At 70.3% G+C, this 14,379-nt stretch carries 16 protein-coding genes, 1 tRNA gene and 1 pseudogene; 6 read left to right on the forward strand and 12 right to left on the reverse strand.

Annotated features, from left to right (window positions below):
* Positions 1-19: 19 nt before the first annotated feature.
* The 3 genes from QBJ89_RS13285 to rplK all read right to left on the reverse strand — a co-directional run bounded on the left by QBJ89_RS13285 (position 20) and on the right by rplK (position 2,468).
* Entirely contained in the window at positions 20-1,189 is a 1,170-nt protein-coding gene (locus QBJ89_RS13285) for an alpha-hydroxy-acid oxidizing protein (RefSeq protein WP_277980960.1), read from the reverse strand.
* Between the two features lie 150 nt (positions 1,190-1,339).
* Positions 1,340-2,032: a 50S ribosomal protein L1 gene (rplA, locus tag QBJ89_RS13290; RefSeq protein ID WP_277980961.1), complete on the reverse strand. Its 693-nt coding sequence runs from the start codon at positions 2,030-2,032 to the stop codon at positions 1,340-1,342.
* A gap of 4 nt (positions 2,033-2,036) precedes the next feature.
* Positions 2,037-2,468, reverse strand: a complete 432-nt coding sequence (gene rplK / locus QBJ89_RS13295; protein WP_132909404.1) for a 50S ribosomal protein L11 — start codon at positions 2,466-2,468, stop codon at positions 2,037-2,039.
* A gap of 288 nt (positions 2,469-2,756) precedes the next feature.
* On the opposite strand from rplK, the gene QBJ89_RS13300 reads away from it, so the two are divergent.
* Positions 2,757-3,767, forward strand: coding sequence for an AraC family transcriptional regulator (locus tag QBJ89_RS13300; RefSeq protein ID WP_277980962.1), 1,011 nt, complete (start codon positions 2,757-2,759; stop codon positions 3,765-3,767).
* A gap of 48 nt (positions 3,768-3,815) precedes the next feature.
* Here QBJ89_RS13300 and nusG read toward each other — a convergent pair whose 3' ends face one another.
* The 6 genes from nusG to QBJ89_RS13330 all read right to left on the reverse strand — a co-directional run bounded on the left by nusG (position 3,816) and on the right by QBJ89_RS13330 (position 9,649).
* Positions 3,816-4,352 carry a transcription termination/antitermination protein NusG gene (gene nusG / locus QBJ89_RS13305; RefSeq protein WP_277980963.1) on the reverse strand — a complete coding sequence of 179 codons (537 nt, stop codon included), beginning with the start codon at positions 4,350-4,352 and terminating at the stop codon, positions 3,816-3,818.
* A gap of 17 nt (positions 4,353-4,369) precedes the next feature.
* The gene (gene secE / locus QBJ89_RS13310; protein WP_277980964.1) at positions 4,370-4,567 is read right to left on the reverse strand and encodes a preprotein translocase subunit SecE; all 198 of its coding nucleotides are present in this window, start codon (positions 4,565-4,567) and stop codon (positions 4,370-4,372) included.
* Between the two features lie 270 nt (positions 4,568-4,837).
* Positions 4,838-5,077, reverse strand: a complete 240-nt coding sequence (locus QBJ89_RS13315; RefSeq protein ID WP_277980965.1) for a hypothetical protein — start codon at positions 5,075-5,077, stop codon at positions 4,838-4,840.
* Between the two features lie 105 nt (positions 5,078-5,182).
* Positions 5,183-5,258: transfer RNA gene (locus QBJ89_RS13320), tRNA-Trp, on the reverse strand.
* A gap of 61 nt (positions 5,259-5,319) precedes the next feature.
* On the reverse strand, positions 5,320-7,641 hold the full coding sequence (locus QBJ89_RS13325) for a putative bifunctional diguanylate cyclase/phosphodiesterase (protein WP_431522537.1): 2,322 nt from the start codon (positions 7,639-7,641) through the stop codon (positions 5,320-5,322).
* Between the two features lie 256 nt (positions 7,642-7,897).
* A complete protein-coding gene (locus tag QBJ89_RS13330; RefSeq protein ID WP_277980966.1) occupies positions 7,898-9,649 on the reverse strand; it encodes a fatty acyl-AMP ligase in 1,752 nt (583 codons plus the stop codon).
* 100 nt (positions 9,650-9,749) lie between these two features.
* Between QBJ89_RS13330 and QBJ89_RS13335 the strand changes: the two genes are divergently transcribed.
* From QBJ89_RS13335 to QBJ89_RS20225, 5 genes and pseudogenes are all read left to right on the forward strand, one after another.
* Positions 9,750-10,298: a regulatory protein RecX gene (locus QBJ89_RS13335; protein WP_277980967.1), complete on the forward strand. Its 549-nt coding sequence runs from the start codon at positions 9,750-9,752 to the stop codon at positions 10,296-10,298.
* 91 nt (positions 10,299-10,389) lie between these two features.
* Positions 10,390-10,962: a cold-shock protein gene (locus tag QBJ89_RS13340; protein WP_347342833.1), complete on the forward strand. Its 573-nt coding sequence runs from the start codon at positions 10,390-10,392 to the stop codon at positions 10,960-10,962.
* A complete protein-coding gene (locus QBJ89_RS13345) occupies positions 10,959-11,462 on the forward strand; it encodes a DUF192 domain-containing protein (protein ID WP_277980968.1) in 504 nt (167 codons plus the stop codon). The genes QBJ89_RS13340 and QBJ89_RS13345 overlap by 4 nt, the downstream gene beginning before the upstream one ends.
* 96 nt (positions 11,463-11,558) lie before the next feature.
* Positions 11,559-11,951: an NADH:ubiquinone oxidoreductase subunit NDUFA12 gene (locus QBJ89_RS13350; RefSeq protein WP_277980969.1), complete on the forward strand. Its 393-nt coding sequence runs from the start codon at positions 11,559-11,561 to the stop codon at positions 11,949-11,951.
* A 203-nt stretch (positions 11,952-12,154) separates the two neighbouring features.
* A pseudogene (locus QBJ89_RS20225) lies at positions 12,155-12,388 on the forward strand (DUF2155 domain-containing protein); the annotation flags it as partial.
* A 35-nt stretch (positions 12,389-12,423) separates the two neighbouring features.
* Here QBJ89_RS20225 and aat read toward each other — a convergent pair.
* The 3 genes from aat to QBJ89_RS13370 form a co-directional block, all read right to left on the reverse strand.
* The gene (aat, locus tag QBJ89_RS13360; RefSeq protein ID WP_431522539.1) at positions 12,424-13,092 is read right to left on the reverse strand and encodes a leucyl/phenylalanyl-tRNA--protein transferase; all 669 of its coding nucleotides are present in this window, start codon (positions 13,090-13,092) and stop codon (positions 12,424-12,426) included.
* 56 nt (positions 13,093-13,148) lie between these two features.
* On the reverse strand, positions 13,149-13,856 hold the full coding sequence (locus QBJ89_RS13365) for a ParA family protein (protein WP_277980971.1): 708 nt from the start codon (positions 13,854-13,856) through the stop codon (positions 13,149-13,151).
* Positions 13,857-13,951: 95 nt separating this feature from the next.
* On the reverse strand, positions 13,952-14,335 hold the full coding sequence (locus QBJ89_RS13370; protein ID WP_277980972.1) for a hypothetical protein: 384 nt from the start codon (positions 14,333-14,335) through the stop codon (positions 13,952-13,954).
* Positions 14,336-14,379 lie beyond the last annotated feature (44 nt).

The raw sequence follows: 14,379 nt of genomic DNA on the forward strand, positions 1-14,379 counted from the left end.
CCCGATGCGCGGGGAGGATCTATCCCTCCACCCGCCGCGCGCCCGCCTCGCGCACCGTGGCGAGTGTCGGCCAGCCGTTGACCGCCATCAGCAGGTCGGCCTCGGCGAGCAGACAGCGCAGCACGTGCGCGCAGCCCGCCACGCCGCCGAGCGCGAGGCCGTAGCTGTACGGCCGTCCGACGCCGACGAGATCGGCGCCGAGCGCCACCGCCTTGACGATGTCGGTGCCGCTGCGCACCCCGCCGTCGAACCAGACCGGCACGCGCCCCGCCACCGCTGCCGCGACGTCGGGGAGCAGGTCGATGGCGGCGATCCCGCCATTGGCCTGGCGTCCGCCGTGGTTGGAGACGTAGACCGCGTCGGCGCCGCCATCGATCGCGCGGCGCGCGTCGTCGGGATGGCACAGGCCCTTCAGCACGATCGGTAGCGAGGTGAGCGAGCGTAGCCACGGCAGGTCGTCCCAGGTGAGCACCTGGCCGAACGTCGCCGCCCAGGTCATCACCGCGGCGCGGCGGTCTTCCTCGGGCGGTCGCGCGAGCAGGCGGCGGAACACCGGGTCGCTGAAGTAATTGGCCAGCACGTGCCCGCGCAGCTGCGGAAAGTTGGCGGTGTTGAGGTCGCGGGGGCGCCAGCCGGTCACCCAGGTGTCGAGCGTTACCACGATGGCGCGATAGCCCGCCGCCTCGGCGCGGCGTACCAGGCTGGCGGCGAGCTCGCGGTCGCGCGGCGTGTAGAGCTGGAACAGCGCGGGCGTGTCGCCGCCCGCAGCGATCACGTCCTCCAGCCGATCGTTGGCGAGCGTCGACGCGCACAGCGGCACGCGCGTTTCGGCCGCCGCCTGCGCGGCGGCGAGGTCGCCGTGAGAATCGGGCGTGCACATGCCGGTGACACCGATCGGGGCCATGAAGAGCGGCGAGGCCAGCGGCGTGCCGAACAGGTCGGCGGAGAGATCGCGCTGCGCGCTGTCGACCATCATCCGCGGTACCATGCCCCAGTGCGCGAAAGCGCTGGCATTGCGGCGCTGCGTCAGTTCGTCGCCGCAGCCGCCCTGGACATAGGTGAGCAACGAGGGCGGCATCGCCGCCTCGGCGCGCTGCTCGAGCGTGGCGAAATCGACCGGCCATTCCGGCACGATGCCTTCCAGGCCGGCGAGATAGATCGCCAGCTGATAGTCGCCGAACTGCGCCATCGTCGCTCTCCCTGTGTCAGCAGCGGCGTACGTGAATCCGGGAAGCGGTTCCACGCCATTGCGACGGAGCGCGGACGCGAGAAGGGCCGGGATCGCTCCCGGCCCTTCGCTATCCGTTGCGCGGGACCCCGGCGAACCGGGGCAGGGGCGTCAGGCGCCCGCGATCTCGGCGACGTCGACCTTGATCCCCGGGCCCATCGTCGAGCTGACAGCGACCTTCTTGACGTACTTGCCCTTGGCGCCCGACGGCTTGGCCTTCACCACCGCATCGACCAGTGCGTCGAAGTTGCGGCGCAGGTCTTCGGCGCCGAAGCTGGCCTTGCCGATACCGGAGTGGATGATGCCGGCCTTCTCGACGCGATACTCGACCTGACCGCCCTTCGCGGCCTTCACCGCCTCGGCCACGTTCATCGTCACCGTACCGAGCTTGGGGTTCGGCATCAGGCCCTTGGGGCCGAGCACCTTACCCAGCCGGCCGACCACGCCCATCATGTCCGGCGTCGCGATGCAGCGATCGAAGTCGATCGTGCCGCCCTGGACCGTCTCCATCAGGTCCTCGGCCCCGACCACGTCCGCACCCGCGGCACGCGCCTCGTCGGCCTTGGCACCGCGCGCGAACACGCCGACGCGGACGGTCTTGCCGGTCCCGGCCGGCAGCGTCACGACGCCGCGGACCATCTGGTCGGCGTGGCGCGGATCGACGCCGAGGTTCAGCGCGATCTCGATCGTCTCGTCGAACTTGGACGACGCGTTCTGCTTCGCCAGCGCGATCGCCTCGTCGACGCCGTGCAGCTTCTCACGGTCGATCGTCCAGGCCTTCTGCTTCTTGCTCACCTTCGTCACGGCCTCAGCCCTCCACCACTTCGAGGCCCATCGCGCGGGCCGAGCCTTCGATGATGCGGGTCGCCGCCTCGAGATCGTTCGCGTTCAGATCCTTCATCTTGGTCTGCGCGACCTCGGCCAGCGCCGAGCGGGTGATCTTGCCCGCGGACACCTTGCCCGGCTCCTTCGAGCCCGACTTCAGGTTGGCCGCCTTCTTGATCAGGAAGGTCGCCGGCGGCGTCTTCGTGATGAACGAGAAGCTGCGATCGGCGTAGACGGTGATCACGGTGGGAAGCGGCGAGCCCTTCTCCATGTCAGCGGTCTGCGCGTTGAACGCCTTGCAGAATTCCATGATGTTGACGCCGCGCTGACCCAGCGCCGGGCCGATCGGCGGCGACGGGTTGGCAGCGCCCGCGGGCACCTGCAGCTTGATATAGCCTGTGATCTTCTTTGCCATTCGTCTCACTCTGTTACTGGGCGCGCCCGAGGGGAGCACCCGGTTCAAGTCTAGCGGTTCGTCCGGGCGCGGCCGCAGCCCCGCCCTCCCGCGGCGTTCCATCGTATGATGCGGTGGAAGCCGGCGCGCGTAGCCGATGCAGCACGCGTTGGCAAGGCACCGACGGCGGCTGCCGCCTTTGCGTCCCGTCCAACTTTCACCGAATTGTACGTAATTTACTCTGCTAATCGGCCAGTTTGCTAAGAGCGATTATTGCTTGGGGCAGCGCCAAGTCGTAATCGCTAAATCATGGGCGGCTTCATCCCACGTACAGGAACTTCGCGCGACGGCGCGCCGCTGTCGCTGAGTCGCACGCCGCCCGACGATCTCGCTCCGTTCGTCGCACGGTTCTTCGTCACCATCTTCGATCGGCCGAGTGACGCCGTGCTCGAAGATTTTCTATTGCATGAAACAGCTTACATCCGCGTCCCGGTGATCGGCCAGTGGTCGACGATGATCGATGGCGCGTGGCGCGACTATGAAGGACCGATGCTGTTTGGCGCGCAGCAGCGCCGTTTCCCGGTGCGCTGCGTCGGGCCGATCGTCGCCGCGGGTTTCGCGATTCGCCCCACCGGTTGGTTCGGCTTCAGCGACGCGCCGGCCGACGAACTCGCCGACCGACTCGTGCCGATCATGCCGGGGCGGTGGAGCGAGGCGCTACGCTGGGCGTGCGACGACGTGTTCGACCAGGAGCAGACGTTCGCTCGGCTCCACCAAGTGGTGCGCGAGCATATCGTCGTCCGCGCCGCGACGCCCGACATGATCAGCGCGCGCTTCGAGCGGATCGCGCGCGTCGACCCGACCCGCCCGGTGACCGAGATCGCCGCGGAGTTCGGTATCTCGGGGCGCCGATTGGATCGCGCGGTGCGCCAGCATTTCGGCCACCTGCCTAAGACGGTGATGCGCCGCAGCCGCTTCCTCGACATGGCCGCCGTGATGCGCGGGCTGGCGGTGCCGAGCGCGGACGAACTCGCCGAGTTGCGCTTCTATGACGCCTCGCATCTCAACCGCGAGTTCCGCGAGTTCGTGGGCATGACCCCGGCGCAGTTCCGTCGCACGCCGACGCCGCTGCTCACGCCGGGGCTGGAGGTGCGCCAGCAGCGCAAGCGCGCCGATCTCGCGCCGCACGCGCCCACGCCATGGCTGGCGGACGGGCAGTCGCCGTCCTCGCTGGTGGAGGTTCCGTTCGGGGAGGTAGGAATGCCGCCGCACAGCATTCCCGCGTCCGCCAGGGGCGACAGCGGCGCGCGGCAGCGATAGCGGTCCCGCGCGTCGCGGCGCGCTCCCGCCCGAGCGGGAGCGTCGCGCTTACTTGCTGCGCTCGACCTGCTCGAAGTCGAGCTCGACCGGCGTGGCGCGGCCGAAGATGCTGACCGAGACCTTGACCTTCGACTTGTCGAAGTCGAGCTCCTCGACGGTGCCGTTGAAGCTCGCGAACGGCCCCTCGAGCACCTTGACCGCGTCGCCGATCTCGTAATCGACCTTGACCTTGGTCTTGGGCGCGACCGCCGCTTCCTCCTTGGAGTGCAGCATGCGCGCCGCCTCGGACTCGGAGATCGCCTGCGGCTTGCCCGAGGAGCCGAGGAAGCCGGTCACCTTGGGCGTGTTCTTGACGAGGTGGTAGACGTCGTCGTTCATGTTCAGCTTGGCCAGCACATAGCCCGGCATGAACTTGCGCTCGACCGCGATCTTCTTGCCGCGGCGCGCCTCGGTGACGGTCTCGGTCGGCACCTCGATCTGCTCGACCAGCTGCTCGAGCCCCATGCGGGTCGCCTCGGCCATGATCGAGTCGCGGACCTTGCCCTCGAACCCCGAATAGGCGTGGATGATGTACCAGCGCGCCATCGTCGTGCTTCCCGTCCTTACTTCGCCAGGCTCAGCAGCGCCTTGACCACGGCGTTGAAGAACGAATCCACCGCCAGGAAGAACAGCGCCAACACCGTGGTCATCACCACGACCATCACCCCCGTCATCATCGTCTCGCGGCCGGTCGGCCAGACGATCTTGGCGGTCTCGGTGCGGACCTGTCGGATGAACTCGAGCGGGGTCGTCTTCGCCACGATACTGAGCCCTTGTTGAGCCGTGATAGAATATCCCGACAGCGGCCGGCATGGGCCCGCTACCGCTTCCCCACGAATGAGGAGAGCGATGAAAGACCGTCCGTGCTGTCGGAAGTGCGAGCGGACATAAGTTGGCCGCGGTGAAAAGGCAAGCGCGGTGGCGGTATAGGCGGCGGGACGCCACCACGAAGAAGGGGCCGGCGCACGAGCGCCGACCCCTTCCGCTATCCGTCCCTGCTGACGGCGGGTCGCCGTGGCGACCGCGCCGGATCAGTTGCTGTCGGAATCGTCGTTGTTGTCATTGACGATCGCGACCACGCCGATCGCCGCGATGCCCGCGGCGATGATCGCGCCGAAGATGCCGGCGCCGGCGACCTGGCTGTCCTTCGACGTCGAGGTCGACGCGCGTGCGCCGGCGACCGACAGGCTGGCGGCGGGGTTGGCGGTGGCGGCGAGCGCCGGGGTGGCGACGAGGCTCAGCGCAGCGGCGCCGGCGAGAATGGAACGCATATGGCTACTCCCTTGGTGATTGACGTACGTCAGAGGTATAGGGCTATTACGCCGCACCCGCGAACGCGCAAGCCGGAGAATCTATCCTTCGCCACCGATATGGGTTGGCAGGAGTGGAGGGACTCGAACCCACGGCCCTCGGTTTTGGAGACCGATGCTCTACCAACTGAGCTACACTCCTGTGCCGCGGCGCTGTTGGACGCCGCGCGCGCGTTCGTCAAGGGGCGAGCGTCTCCGCGGACTTAGGCAGCCCGCGTCGCGGCGGGTGGCGCGTCGGGCCGGCGCACCGCGATCGCCAGCGCGCGCGCCTCGGTCACTGGTAGCGGGCGGCCGAAATAGAAGCCCTGGATGCTGCCACACCCCAGTTCCTGCGCGAGCCGCAGCTCGGCCTCGGTTTCCACCCCCTCCGCGGTGGTGCCCACGCCCATGCTTTGCGCCATCGCCACCACCGCGCGGATGATCGCGATCGCCTCGGCGGTGCCGCGCGACGCCGCCTGAACGAAGCTGCGATCGATCTTGATTGAGGAGAAGCGCGTGGCGCTCAGATATCCCAGCGAGGAATAACCGGTGCCGAAATCGTCGAGGCTCAGCCCGACGCCGAGATCGAGGATCTGCTTGAGCAGCTTCACCGCGCCGGTTCCCTCGCGCAGGAACACGCTCTCGGTCACCTCCAGCTCCAGCCGGCGTGCGGGCAGGCCGGTGCGCGCCAGCGTGTCGGTGATCACCCCGACGAACTGCGGATTGTGGAGCTGCTCGGGCGAGACGTTGACCGCGACGCGGACGTCGTCGGGCCAGCCCGCCGCCTCGGCACAGGCGGTGCGCAGCACCCACTCGCCGATCGGTGCGATCAGCCGCGCTTCCTCGGCGATCGGCACGAACTTGGCCGGCGGGATGTCGCCCAGCTCCGGATGGTTCCACCGAAGCAGCGCCTCGAAGCCGCGCACCGCGCCGCTGCGCGAGTCGACCACCGGTTGATAGGCGAGGTGGAGCTCGTCGTTGTCGAGCGCGCGGCGCAGCGCCAGCTCGATCACGCGACGCTCCTCCGCCTCGAGGTGAAGCTGGGGGACATAGGCGTGGTAGACGCCGCCGCCACGGTCCTTCGAGCGGTACAGCGCGAGGTCGGCCGAGCGGATCAGCGTCTCGGCAGTGCGTCCGTCCCGCGGCCCGGTGGCGACGCCGACCGAGGCGCCGATGTAGAGCGTGTGCTGGTCCACCTCATAAGGGCGCGACAGTGTCTCGATGATGGTGTGCGCCAGCCGCTCGACCCGCGCGGGATCGCTCGCGTCGCGTACCACTACCGCGAACTCGTCGCCGCCGAGCCGGCCGATCAGCTCGTTCGCGGTCACCAGCTCGGCGAGCCGCTCCGACACGCGGCGCAGCAGGCGGTCGCCGACGGGGTGACCCAGCGTGTCGTTGACCGCCTTGAAGCGGTCGAGATCGATCATCATGAAAGCGCAGCGCGCGCGCCAGCGCTCCGCCTCGCTCAGCGAGCGGGTGAGCTCGTCGTTGACCGAAAGGCGGTTCGGCAGTCCGGTAAGCGCATCGAAGCGCGCCATGCGGTTGATCCGCTCGGCCGAGGCGCGCTGCTCGGTGATGTCCGACACCACGCCGCGATAGCCGGCGAAGCGGCCTGCCGCGTCGAGCCGCGGCGCCGCGGCGATCTGCCACCAGCGCCTCTCGTCCCGCACCTTGACGGGTAGCGCGACATCGCTGAACGCCTCGCGCCGCGTCATCTTGTCCGCGATGAGGCGCAGCTCGTCGGGAAGGGCGGCGCTCTCCCAGTCGGCGCCGGCGAGCGACTGGAGCAGCGGCGTGCCCTCGAGCTCCGCGGCGGCAACCCCGCACGCCCGTGCGAAACGCTCGCTTGCGCCGACGATCCGGCGCGCGGCATCGGTCTGCCACAGCCAGTCGGCGCCCTCCTCGAAATCGCGCAGCAGCAGCTGCACCGTCGCCTCGTGTTCGCGCAGCGCGCTCTCCGCCGCGCCGATCCGCGCCACCGCGCGCGCACGGGAAAGAGCAATCGCCGCAAGCAGCGCCGCGAGCGTGATGACGATCGCCGCCGCGACGGGACGGCCGGTGAGCACGAACGGCGCGGCGCACGCGGCGGCAGTGCCGGCGACGAAGACCAGCGCCGCAGACGGGAGCGGCGCCAACGTCAGCGCGGAGGCGGTCATGACAGTGGCGAGCAGCAGGTCGAGCGCGTGCGTCGCCGCCGGATTGGCGGCGGCGGCGAGGTGCAGGGGTACCGCGGACCAGGCGAGTGCCAGCGCGGCCGCGGCGGCGCTCGCGGCGGCGAGCGGCAGCGGCGCCTCCGGTTCGGCGGGCGCGACGAGCAGGCGGGTCAGCGCCGCCGTCGTCACCGCCACCGCCGCGCCCCAGCCGATCAGCCAGGGCAGCGCCACCGCGTGGCGCAGCAGCGCTATCGCCGCGCAAGCGCCGAGCAGATGCGCGGCGAGCAGCGCGGGCGCGAGTCGCCGCGCCGCCGACCGCTCCGCCGCCACGTCGCGGTGGCCGGCAGTGCGCTCGGCGTTACGACGCAGGCCGAGGCGCGCGCGGATCGGCACGGACGCTGATGGGGGGGAAGGATCGCGTGTCACGCCCGAGCCTTAGCCGCATCGTCGTTGACGAAGCGTTGCTGCCGGCAAGAACGTGCCAGCGCGTCGGCATCGGGTTGCCGGAAACAAGGCCGGCGCATTCAAACGCTTGCGGGCCGAACTCGTGTTGGTGACGCAGAAAGCGTCCGAAATGGACGAAGAATCGTCGCGCCTGACCCGCCGCGGGCGGGGCCGGCGTGCCCGCGGCCGCGCCCCGGCCTGCGCCTCAGGCGGCGAGGTCGTAGGGCTTGATCTCGCCGGCGAGATACAGGTTGCGCGCCTTGGCGCGGCTGAGCTTGCCCGAGCTGGTGCGCGGCAGCGTGCGCGGGGGGATCAGCTCGACGACGCAGTTCATACCGGTGACCGAACGCACGCGGTCGCGGATCTCGTCGCGCAATCGCACGCGTTCGAATTCGTCGGAGCTGCGGCATTGCACCAGCACCGCGGGGGTCTCTTCGCCGCCGGGCGTGGTGATCGCGAAGGCGGCGATGTCGCCTGCCTTGAAGCCGGGCAGCTGCTCCACCGCCCATTCGATGTCCTGCGGCCAGTGGTTGCGCCCGTTGATGATGATCATGTCCTTGGCGCGGCCGACGATGAAGATGTAGCCGCCGGACATGTAACCCATGTCGCCGGTGTCGAGCCAGCCGTCGATCAGGCACGCCTCGGTCGCGCCGGGGTCGCGGAAATAGCCGACCATCACGCTCGGCCCGCGGCACCACACCTTGCCGATTGCGCCATCGGGAAGCGGTGTGCCGTCCTCCTCGCGCACCTCGACCTCCATGTCGCGCACCGGCTTGCCGCAATTGACGATCGCGCGGTAGCGCTGCGGCCGATCCTCGCCGTGCTGCATGCCCGAGAGCTCGGTCTCCTCGACCAACTCGACGCGGATGCCCTCGCCGACGGGCATCAGCGACACGGCCAGCGTCGCCTCGGCGAGGCCGTAGCTCGGCAGGAAGGCGGTCGCCTGGAAACCCGCGTCGGCGAAGGCGTCAACGAAGGCCTGCATCACGTCGGGCCGGATCATGTCGGCACCGTTGCCCGCGACGCGCCAGCGCGACAGGTCGAAGCGGTCGGACGCCTTGGTCTGGCTGGAGATGCGGCGCGCGCAGATGTCGTAGCCGAAGGTCGGCGAGTAGCTCAGCGAAGTGCCCGGATTGCGGCTGATCAGATCGAGCCACGACAGCGGGCGGCGCGCAAAATCCTCGGTCTTGAGATAGTCGGTTGAGACCTGGTTGGCGACCGGCGAGAGGAAGCAGCCGACCAGCCCCATGTCGTGGTACCACGGCAGCCACGACACGCAGCGATCGGTCTCGATGATCTGCACGCCGTGCGCGTGCGCGGCGAGGTTGCTCAAAAGTGCGCGGTGCGTGATCGCCACGCCGTGCGGAAAACGCGTCGAGCCGCTCGAATATTGCAGGTAGCAGACGTCCTCGGCGGCGCTCGCGGGCAGCGCCGCCTCGGGCCCCGGCTGGGTGGCGAACTCGACCCAGTCGACCCCGCGCACGCCGGACGCCTCGGCCGCCGCGCCCGCCATCTGCGCCAGCTCGGGCGGGAAGACGAGCATCACCGGATCGCAGCTGGCGAGCTGGACGCGCAGCTGGTCGATATAGGAGTCGCGCCCGCCGAACGAGGTCGGCAGCGGGAGCGGTACCGGCCAGGCGCCGGCGATCACGGCACCGAAGAAGAGCGCGGCGAACTCGGCGCTGGTCTCCGCCACCAGCGCGACACGGTCGCCGGGGGTGACGCCCGCCGCGATCAGGCGATAGGCGCAGGCGCGCGCATCGTCGCGCAGCGCGGTGAAGCCATAGGCGCGCACCAGCGTGCCACGCGCGTCGTGGAAGTTGAGCCCGCGGCCGCCCCGCGCGGCATAGTCGAGCGCCTCGCCCAGCGTCGCGAAATCGGCGAAGCGGCGCGGCAGCGGGTCGGCCGTCGGCGTCGGTCGCGTCTGGGAGGCAGTCGGGGCGATGTCGGTCGTCATCCTGTGTTCCTGTCGCAGCGGTCACGCCGGTGCAATAGTTAAGCGGTTAAAGGCGTACTTTGGCCGAGCGTTCAAAATCGGATGCCAGTGTGGCACAAACATGGCCGTGTCGCTGCCCCAATCCCCCAAGGCTTCCGCGCGCCGCCGCCCGCCGCCGCTTGATCAAGCGGCGCTCGAACGGCTCGCGCTCCGCTACGTCGAGCGGTTCGCGACCACACGCGGCAAGCTCAGCGCCTATCTCGCGCGCAAGATTCGCGAGCGCGGCTGGGACGGCGAGCCGGCCGATCCGGACGGGGTGGCGGAGCGGATGGCGGCGCTCGGCTATGTCGACGATCGCGGTTTCGCCGAGCAGAAAGGCGCCGCATTGGGTCGGCGCGGCTATGGCGCGCGCCGCGTCGCCGAGACGCTGCGCGCCGCCGGGCTCGACGCCGAGGACGCGGCCCCCGCGCTGGCGCAGGCGCGGGCGGCGGCACTGGAGAGCGCGCTGCGGCTCGCGCGGCGCAAGCGGATCGGGCCGTTCGCCGAGGCGCCGGCCGACGCGGCGCAGCGCGCACGCCAGCTCGGCCAGCTGCTGCGAGCCGGCCACGCGCCGCCATTGGCACGACGTATTGTCGAGGCCGAACCCGGCGCGATTCTGGACGAGGAATGAACGATCGGCGCTTGCCAAGCTTCATTGTGCAGTGCACCGATAGACGGGCGTTAACGCTGCGACACGGCGAAAAAGGGGACGACGACGCGACGTGCGAGACGAGGCTTCCGCTACCGCCGGCGATCCGCACGATCCGGCCGGACTGCCGACGGTTGACGCCGTTTCGGTAGCGGTATCAGGCGTTCTCAAGTGGTTCGACGCGACCCGCGGGTTTGGCTTCATCGTCGCGGACGATCCCGCGATGGGCGATATCCTGCTGCATTTCAGTGTGCTCCAGGCGTTCGGCCGGCGCACGCTGCCCGAAGGGGCGCGGGTCAGCGGCACCGCGGTGCAGGGGCAGCGCGGCTGGCAGGCGGTCGCGATCGCGGACATCGATCTCAGCGTCGCGCTCGAGACGATGCGCGATCGCGACCGCGCGCGTGTCGACCCGAACGCGCTCGCCGAGGAGGCCGGCGAGTGGGAGGAGGTCACGGTCAAATGGTTCAACCGCATCAAGGGCTACGGCTTCCTGGTCGCGACCCAGCGGCCGGGCGACATCTTCGTCCACATGGAGACGCTGCGCCGTGCCGGGGTCGCCGAGGCGCAGCCCGACCAGCGCCTGCGCGCGCGCATCATCCAAGGGCGCAAGGGACCGCTGGCGGTCGCGGTGGCGGTGATCGAGTGAGCCGCACCGCGCTGCCGCTGGCGTTGGCGCTGCTGCTCGCCGCCTGCGGGCGCGGCGCGCCTGACGCGACGCCGTCGGCGTCGCCTTCTGCCATGACGAGCGAGACGAGCAGTTCACAGCGCCGCACGCTGCCGGTGACGATCGAGAGCAGCGGCAAGCGGCACACCTTCCACGCCGAGGTCGCAGAGACCGCGGCGCAGCAGGCGCAGGGGCTGATGTTCCGCACCGACCTGCAGCCCGACGACGCCATGCTGTTCGCGCCCTATCCCGCCGGCGGCGGCGCGCCGCAGGTGGCGGACTTCTGGATGAAGAACACGCCGCTGTCGCTCGACATCCTGTTCATCCGCGCCGATCACAGCATCGCCGTGATCGCGCCGAGCACCACGCCCTTGTCGGAAGCGAAGGTCAGTTCGGGCGAGCCCGTGGCGGCGGTGCTCGAGCTGGTCGGCGGCCGCGCCGCCGCGCTCGGCATCGGCGTGGGCGACCGGGTGACCTGGTAAGTTGCTCGACTCCTCCCCGCCACGCGGGGAGGATTAGCGCCTCGACACCCGCCAGGCATTGAACCGCGCCCGCGGGCCGGGTAAGCGCGGGGCACCATGGGCATCAACCTCAATCCTTTCACCTGGTGGAACGGCGCCAGCTGGGGCACCATCCTCGGGCTGCGCGGCAAGCGCCAGGTCGGCGAGGACTCGCTCGGCAACACCTATTGGGAAGGCGGACGCGACACCGCGGGCAACCCGCGGCGCTGGGTGATCTACGCCGGCGCCAACGACGCCAGCCGCGTGCCGCCCGAGTGGTTCAGCTGGCTGCACCATCAAGTCGACGGCACGCCCGACCAGAACCTGCCGCCGCCGCGGCAGTGGCAGAAGCCGGCGGTGCCCAATCTCACCGGCACCGCGCTGGCCTATCGCCCGCAGGGCGCGCTGGAGAAGGGCGGCCATCGCGCCGCCGCAACCGGCGACTATGAGGCATGGAGCCCCGACGCGTGAGGCGTGGGCTCGCGCTCGGCGGGCTGTTAGTGGTGGCGGCGGCGGCGACCTGGGCGGGCCTGGGCTGGCGCGGTGCACGCCACGGTACCTCGCCGGCCGTGAGCACCGCGCTGCCCGCGCCGACGGGGGCGCCGGCGCCGCGCGCGTCGGACGAGGTGTCACTCGATTCGCAGGACGATCCGGTCGATCTCGGCGCCACCCCGATGGCGCAGCGCGTCGCGGTGCTGGGCCTGCTCAACAAGCGCAACGGCGTCAGCCGTGACATCACGCTCCGGCCCGGCCAGGCGGTGCGCGCGGGCGACGTGATCGTGCGGCTGCGCGCGTGTGAGCAGACCGCTCCGTGGGAACCCGAGCCGCTCACCGGCGCCTTCCTCCAGCTCGACGTCCGCACGGTCGAGGGCGGGTGGCGCCGCGCCTTCTCGGGCTGGCTCTACAAGGAGCGGCCCGCCGCCAACGTGGTGGTCCACCCGGTCTACGACGTCTGGACCAAGAGCTGCGCGATGACCTTCCCCGGCACCGCGCCGTCCGCCCCGGCCGCGGCGTCCAAGGCGCCGAACGCCCCCGCGCCTGCCGCCGCCGCCAGCGCGGCGGGGGATGAGCCCGCCCCTGCCGACGAGGCGGTCGAAGAGAGCGCCGCACCCAGCAACGTCATGTAGTCGGCACGCGCCACCTCGATCGCGCCGAGCGAGGCGAGGTGTTCAGTCATGAACTGGCAGTCGAGCAGCGTGAACCCGCCCGCGCGCAGCCGCGCCACCAGCGCCGCGATCGCCACCTTGGAGGCGTTCGGCGCGCGGCTCACCATGCTCTCGCCGAAGAAGGCGCGGCCGAGCGCGAGGCCGTAGAGCCCGCCGACCAGCCGGTCACCGTCCCAGCACTCGACCGAATGCGCCAGGCCGAGCCCGTGCAGGCGCACGAACGCCTGCTCGATCGAGGCATTGATCCAGGTGTCCGGTCGGTCCTCGGCGCTCTCGGCGCAGAGCGCGATGATGGCGGCGAAGGCGCGGTCGGCGGTGACGCGGAAGCGGTCGCCCGCGATGACCTTGCGCAGCGAGCGCGAGAGATGGAAGCCGTCGAGCGGCAGAATCGCGCGGCGGCGCGGCTCGACCCAATAGACGTCCTCGGCGTCGCGGCTGTCCGCCATCGGGAAGACCCCGACCGAATAGGCTCCCAGCAGCAGCGACGGGTCTAGCGGCTCGCTCAAGCGCAGCGCTGCTCCACGATGCGCCACAGCTGCGCGAACGCCTTGGCCGCGACGCTGTTCGGGGCGGCGACGCCGACCGGCAGCCGCTTGGCGGTGGCCGCCTCGATCGCGCTGGCCGCGGGAATGGCGGGCCAGTCGGCGTGTTGCTCGACCGCGGCGACGTGGAGCGCGCGTCGCCGGTCGACCATATTGTGGACCGGCAGGATCGCGACCTGGCCGCCGAACTGGCGCTCGATGGTGGCATAAGCGCGCTGCGAGAAGGCCGAAGGCACCACCGGCACCACGATCAGGTCGGCGGCGCGCGCGACCTGGTCGGCGGTCTCCGTCAGTCCGGGCGGGCAGTCCAGGATGACATGATCGTGGTCGCCCAGGTCGGCGATCAGCTTGCGCAGCCGCTTCTTCTTGTCGAGTTCGCGGAACAGGTGGTTGAGGTCGCGCAGCGAGGCGTCGGCGGGCAGCAGTTCGAGCCGGTCGAAGCGCGTGCGCGTGATCAGTCGCTCGGGATCGACGTCGCGCGAGAACAAGGCCTGCGCGCTGTCGTGCGCGGCGCCGTCGCCGAGCACCCAGCTCGAAGCGGCCTGGGGATCGAGGTCCCACAGCAACGTCCTTCGGGCGGACAACGTGGCCGCGCACCAGGCGAGATTCACCGCCAGCGTCGACTTACCGACGCCGCCCTTCAGGCTGTAGATCGCGATGGTTGCCATAAGCGTGGGACGCTAGGGGCGGCCGCGGCGTGCGGCAAGGATTGATCGAGGTAAGGCGCCGGCGCTCTCCGCGAGACGCGCCGGCGCGAGTCAGTTCAGGCGTGGCAGGAGAGCGCGCCCTTGCCGGGGCGGGTGAGGGTGATCTCGGTCGGCGTGCCGGTCATCTTCCAGCCGCCGTCGGCGCTGAGCGGCGCCTCGCCGCCCTCGCCCTTGAGCATCGTCGGCGTGCCGTTCTTCTCGGTGCGCACCACCGCCTGCTTGTCGCCGGTGAAGAAGGTTACATAGACGAGGCTGCCGTCCTTGCAGCGCATCGTCTTGTCAGCCTTGATCGCAGGCGGCAGCTCGACGGGCGCGGCGTTGGCCAGCTGCGACGCCATCGGATCGGGGTTGGAGTCGAGGACCTGCTTGGACGGCTCTGAATTGCATGCTGCGAGCGCGAACAAGGAGGCGGCGAGGGGGAGGAAAGCAAGCTTCTGCATAGGGGGGCACGCTTCGCGCATGCGGAAAAGGTCGTCAACCCTGT

This window comes from Sphingomonas phyllosphaerae (assembly GCF_029623345.1).
In the GTDB taxonomy this organism is placed as follows: Bacteria; Pseudomonadota; Alphaproteobacteria; order Sphingomonadales; family Sphingomonadaceae; genus Sphingomonas; species Sphingomonas phyllosphaerae_C.

Coding starts and splice junctions, on each gene's coding strand:
- QBJ89_RS13285 (WP_277980960.1), bottom strand. CDS start 1,189: ATGGCGCAGTTCGGCGACTATCAGCTGGCGATCTATCTCGCCGGCCTG.
- rplK (WP_132909404.1), bottom strand. CDS start 2,468: ATGGCAAAGAAGATCACAGGCTATATCAAGCTGCAGGTGCCCGCGGGC.
- QBJ89_RS13300 (WP_277980962.1), top strand. CDS start 2,757: ATGGGCGGCTTCATCCCACGTACAGGAACTTCGCGCGACGGCGCGCCG.
- nusG (WP_277980963.1), bottom strand. CDS start 4,352: ATGGCGCGCTGGTACATCATCCACGCCTATTCGGGGTTCGAGGGCAAG.
- QBJ89_RS13315 (WP_277980965.1), bottom strand. CDS start 5,077: ATGCGTTCCATTCTCGCCGGCGCCGCTGCGCTGAGCCTCGTCGCCACC.
- QBJ89_RS13330 (WP_277980966.1), bottom strand. CDS start 9,649: ATGACGACCGACATCGCCCCGACTGCCTCCCAGACGCGACCGACGCCG.
- QBJ89_RS13335 (WP_277980967.1), top strand. CDS start 9,750: ATGGCCGTGTCGCTGCCCCAATCCCCCAAGGCTTCCGCGCGCCGCCGC.
- QBJ89_RS13350 (WP_277980969.1), top strand. CDS start 11,559: ATGGGCATCAACCTCAATCCTTTCACCTGGTGGAACGGCGCCAGCTGG.
- aat (WP_431522539.1), bottom strand. CDS start 13,092: ATGGCGGACAGCCGCGACGCCGAGGACGTCTATTGGGTCGAGCCGCGC.
- QBJ89_RS13365 (WP_277980971.1), bottom strand. CDS start 13,856: ATGGCAACCATCGCGATCTACAGCCTGAAGGGCGGCGTCGGTAAGTCG.
- QBJ89_RS13370 (WP_277980972.1), bottom strand. CDS start 14,335: ATGCAGAAGCTTGCTTTCCTCCCCCTCGCCGCCTCCTTGTTCGCGCTC.